Source organism: Methanoculleus sp. MH98A (genome assembly GCF_000691865.1).
Lineage (GTDB): Archaea > Halobacteriota > Methanomicrobia > Methanomicrobiales > Methanoculleaceae > Methanoculleus.
Window position 1 is genome coordinate 1 of record NZ_JMIO01000240.1, and the last position, 813, is coordinate 813.

The following is an 813-nucleotide window of genomic DNA, read 5'->3' on the forward strand; positions in this document are numbered from 1 at the left end:
AAATCGGGAGGTGATGCTTAATGTCCCCAACAAATTCTTCGATAATTACATATTTCTCAGATTTTGTTACCGTTGGATATTTTGAGCGATCTTGTGGGAGACATATATTATATGGATTATGATCTGGTTCTTCAGTGACCCTAGGAGCGACAAGCAACCCATCTACTTTCGGAATGTGGACATGAATTTCCCCATCTTCAACGTACTGTTCCCCCTTATTGTAGAGGGTTATGTTGAGTCTATACCCGTTCTCTTCGAAAAGAAAATATGCATCATCGGTGGCGAAGTTTTTGCTAACGTTCTTTAGGTTCTCTTCAAGTTCTTCCAATGTCCTTTCATGGTATGGCTTAATTCCCGTAAGTGCATACGACAGATCCGGAGCGGAAATCCCATAGAAATCAAGTATCGTCGGCTTCTTCAAACTCGGGTTTTTCTTCTCTTCAATAGCGCGGCGAATTCTTCTAGCCTCCGCCTCTGAAGGAAGCGTAACCTCTCCTGCTGTATGTATGGTGATGCTGTCGGATTCATTTTCTTCAAAAAGTATCTCTACATGTCCAGTAAAGCCAATCAAAGCCATTTTTCGTTCGTATATGGCATCAAAGTCTCTTCTGATCATGCGAGGCTGATGAGAACCTTTTCGAATCCATGAATCTCCTTTCTTCAACGGATTGTAGTCTTTCTTCATCATGTAGGGCTTATCATCGCAGTTTCCAATTTTGAAGACTCCAAAGCATTTTCCTGAGTATTCATATAAACTATATTCGAACTTTATATCTGGCTCCACGTTATTCTGGATCAATTCTTGATAAACAG

Annotated in this window: 1 protein-coding gene; it reads right to left on the minus strand. The window is 40.7% G+C overall.

The features are described from left to right. Positions 1-784 (minus strand): hypothetical protein (locus EI28_RS14555; protein WP_231476860.1); only part of this gene is annotated, 784 nt, incomplete at its 3' end. Between the last annotated feature and the right edge of the window lie 29 nt (positions 785-813).